At 37.6% G+C, this 3670-nt stretch carries 4 protein-coding genes; 1 reads left to right on the forward strand and 3 read right to left on the reverse strand.

Going from position 1 to position 3670, the window contains the following annotated elements:
- Positions 1-273 precede the first annotated feature (273 nt).
- Positions 274-534 carry a mobilization protein gene (locus tag A6M14_RS07300; protein WP_152874319.1) on the forward strand — a complete coding sequence of 87 codons (261 nt, stop codon included), beginning with the start codon at positions 274-276 and terminating at the stop codon, positions 532-534.
- Here A6M14_RS07300 and A6M14_RS14100 read toward each other — a convergent pair.
- The 3 genes from A6M14_RS14100 to A6M14_RS07310 form a co-directional block, all read right to left on the reverse strand.
- Positions 520-675 carry a hypothetical protein gene (locus A6M14_RS14100; RefSeq protein ID WP_171500254.1) on the reverse strand — a complete coding sequence of 52 codons (156 nt, stop codon included), beginning with the start codon at positions 673-675 and terminating at the stop codon, positions 520-522. The two genes, A6M14_RS07300 and A6M14_RS14100, sit on opposite strands and share 15 nt — an antisense overlap.
- 3 nt (positions 676-678) lie before the next feature.
- A complete protein-coding gene (locus A6M14_RS07305; protein WP_152874320.1) occupies positions 679-1692 on the reverse strand; it encodes a RepB family plasmid replication initiator protein in 1014 nt (337 codons plus the stop codon).
- A 627-nt stretch (positions 1693-2319) separates the two neighbouring features.
- A partial coding sequence (locus A6M14_RS07310) for a MobA/MobL family protein (RefSeq protein WP_152874321.1) occupies positions 2320-3670 on the reverse strand: 1351 nt, incomplete at its 5' end.

Here is a 3670-nt window from a genome sequence, read left to right on the forward strand (position 1 = left end):
CCTGAACGATAGGCAGCAGAAGCTACGGCACTTTGTCCGTTACTGCGTCCTATGTTCTTAATTGAAAAATGATAGATTGCCATTTTCTCTTTTGTCTTCTTCCGTTTTTGCTTTTGGGGTTAAGGGGAATCCCCTTACGCAACGTCCATTTTTTACGAAGTTAAAAAAATGGGTAAGTGCGCCCTTCGGGAAAACCACGATAGCAGATAGCACCTTGAATTTCAATTCATGTGCGCTTATGCTGACTGTGGTTTTTTAGGCTTTGGAATTACAATGAAAAATGAATCTTTAGAACAAAAAATTGCTAAACAAGAAGAGCGTTTAAAACAATTGAAAGCTCAGAAACAGGCAATAGAAGCACGTGAAAAAAAGAAGATCACGGAACAAAAAAGAAAGGACGATACTAGACGTAAAATCCTACTTGGTTCTTTGGCACTTAAACAAATGGAAAATGAAGAGAAGAAAACAAAAATACTCGCTGATTTAAACGAGTATTTAACAGAAGATCGGGATAGAAAGTTATTTGGACTGTGATTTTTTAATCTCTGCCAACTTACGTTTTCTTTCTTCAAAGTAAATATTTAAGCCGTCATTGATAGGATGGTTTGGATTGCCAACAGCTTCATTTTGTTTGCGGATTACTTCTTGATTGACCTGCATAATGTCTTTTTTCATAACTCACCCTTTGAAGTCTGTTTCTGTCCGTAAAGCCTTAAATATACGTTTGGCTGTTTCTTCACGGACTGATTGCGGATCTCGTAGAATGTTTGAAATCCATACAGCAAATGCAGAGTAGTCCTTATTTTCTGCTAGATCACTAATACTATGAAGTTTCGACAAAATTGAGCTGTAAGTATTGATTTGACTATCAGACATTTTGTGAAATAGGTCAGGTGTATTTTGATCCCTTAACGATGTTGCTTTTTTAGATTCTGCTTTTAATTTAAATTTTAGTTCTAAATGCGTGAATTTACGCCCTGATTTTATTAATTCGTAACTCACTTTATAGGGTGTTTTTTCATTAATTTCATTGACTGCTGTATCAATAACCCACTTTCTTAAATCTTTAGTTGCTTCATATTTTTCAAATAAGGCTAAAGCATAACGGAGGTCATCTAAACTGACTTTACAATAACCTGTGGATTTAAACTGCATCATCATTTGATAAAAACGGAAGCTATAAACACTCCCAAAACCTGCAACATCATCAATGACAAACTGTGTGAAATTGTCTTGTAACTCACTAAGCAAAGGCAAAATACGGCTATCAAACACAACCCTAGCCACAATATCATCACTATGTCTTCCAACAGGCAGAGATTCTAATAAGTTATATTTTCTTAACCCATTTATATAGTTTTTATAATCTTCTGGATTTGGGTATTTTAATTTTAATCGAGCATCAGCATTTTTATCAAAACGTAGAACTTCGGATAACCAATGGAACTCTAATATTCCTGCATTGGTATCTATAAGTAATGTTTTTTTCATCAAGTCTTTAGTTGCATTTCTAATATCTCTTGTTGCCTGATCTGCATTTGCACCCAATCGGACAAAGTCCTCTCTCGTTATGTAATAGGCTTGTTTAGGGTCTATAGGTTTGTTCTTAGGAATTTGAGCCAATGCAGATAACAATAAACGCTGTTCGCTGACACTTAAATTGTATGATGCTTTAACAATGGAATTATCCATGACGATTAGATCATTACTCACCCGACAATCTCTCCCTTTTTAGTATTAGGAGATTTTTATAACACTCCTACTTATGAATTAAAAGGAGAAATTTGTATCTCTCCTTTTTCACCGACAATCCCTCCCCTTTTCACCGACAATCCCTCCCCTTTCACCGACAATCCCTCCCCTTTCACCGACAATCCCTCCCTTTTAACTCTCGCAAAGCTATATACAGCAAGGCTTTGAAGGGGGTCTAAAAACCTTTAAAAACCTTTAAAAATATAAAAAAAGGGGTGTACTCAAAAAAAGTTGTGGATAACTGCCCTATGGCACTCGCTAAAGCTCGTGACATTTTGACCTCGCTTTGCTCGGTCTGAGGGGCAGTTATTTATTAATCCTGTTTGTGAACCTCAAAAAGGCAAAAGCAACTATGAATTCGCTTCGCTCATATTTTTTGAAAAGCAAAAGCTCCAATACTTCGCTCGTAGACACTCGCTAAATACAAATATCTAGGGGCAAAAAAAGAGCAAAAGCGGTTTTTCAGAGGGTCGAGGCGCAACTTTTCATTGTGTCGCTCGTAGACACTCGCTTATAACCTTTTGATAATGTTTAGATATTCTTAATTAAAAGACAAAAAAGATAAGTTTAACGCCCTTTGTACTGATCATCTTTGATCGCACCACGTACAAAATCCTGTTGCTGTGGACGTTGTGGTTCAGGTTTAGGCATCTCAAAATTCGGGTTTTCTTGGTATTTTTCGATGAATTTATCTTGTACCTGTTTCAATTTTAATTCTAATTGTGAATCGCTGAAACGCTCTGATAGTGTGGATTTAAAAGCATTATACGCCTGTTTTTGTTCCTGATTTAATTGGCGGTAGACGTTCTCAAAATCCAATTTTTTAGATTCTTCTTTTGTCTTTTGACTAAAACCTTTGGACAGGTGGTTTTTAGGTTTTTTCATCTGCTCAATGATCAATTGATCAACCTGTTTTTGTGTTTTTTCCCTGTCATCCCTTAGATTTTTCAGGGTTTCTTTCCAATTTTCATGATCTTTGTTGGCAAATAACCCGAATTTTTTCGCTGGAGGTTCGTTATTCTCCATGTGTTGAATCTGCTGTTCTAGGTTGGATAAGTGTTCTTTTGCTTCCTGATAGGGTTGTTGTATGCCTGTAGATTGCGCTGAATTGCGCTCTATGGTGTTTTTATCTTGAGTTGGTAGTTCGGTATGGGTTTGTTTGATTTCGTTCAACTGTGAGCATTTTAGGTCGGTTATAACGCTATTTGTTGTAATGATTTCTTGATCAAGTCCTTTGATGATCTGCTCATGCGCTATTTTTTCGGCATTTCTCGCCTTGATTGCATCGTTTTTCAGGCTGATTTCGGTATCAATACCCTGCCTGCGGAGCTGTGTAATCTTGCTCCCTTCGTGAACAGTCGGTTCTAGGTCATATTTCAGGTCGCTGTAACTCAAATGGCTTACTCGTTCCTGTGTGCCGATCTGCTCCAATTCCAGATTGACCATATTTGCCCATAATTCACGGTAGGCAAGGGTTAGATTTTTGCCATCATCGTTAAATTCTCTCGCTTTTTTGCCTAGTTCGCCCTGTTCGTTAATGCTTCGGGTGGTAAACATGATATGAGCGTGGTAATTGCGCTCATCGCTGCCACTCTTGGTATGTGGTGCATGGATCACAGCATCGACGATGACATTGTGATTTTTAACGAGGGTCTGCGCCAATTCATCGAGCATTCTTTTTCGGGTGTCAGCATCGACTTCATGCGGAAATGCAATTTCAAACTCTTTGGCAAGTCTTGCGGTGGTCTTGAGATCACCATTTTTTTTAAGTTCGCTTTTCTCAACTTCATTCCAAAGCGTTTGACGGTCTAATAGATTTTCATTGGCATGGCTTGGCACATAAATATTTTTATATTCAATGCCTGTTTTTTTGGTGTAATCCTGTTCTTTGCCATAGACACTATCCACCAATTTTTCA

It is taken from the genome of Acinetobacter portensis, assembly GCF_009372215.1.
Lineage (GTDB): Bacteria > Pseudomonadota > Gammaproteobacteria > Pseudomonadales > Moraxellaceae > Acinetobacter > Acinetobacter portensis.

What these genes read in the sequence shown, in the direction of transcription:
- A6M14_RS07305 (WP_152874320.1), bottom strand. Translation starts at nt 1,692, where the DNA reads ATGGATAATTCCATTGTTAAAGCATCATACAATTTAAGTGTCAGCGAA.
- A6M14_RS14100 (WP_171500254.1), bottom strand. Translation starts at nt 675, where the DNA reads ATGAAAAAAGACATTATGCAGGTCAATCAAGAAGTAATCCGCAAACAA.
- A6M14_RS07300 (WP_152874319.1), top strand. Translation starts at nt 274, where the DNA reads ATGAAAAATGAATCTTTAGAACAAAAAATTGCTAAACAAGAAGAGCGT.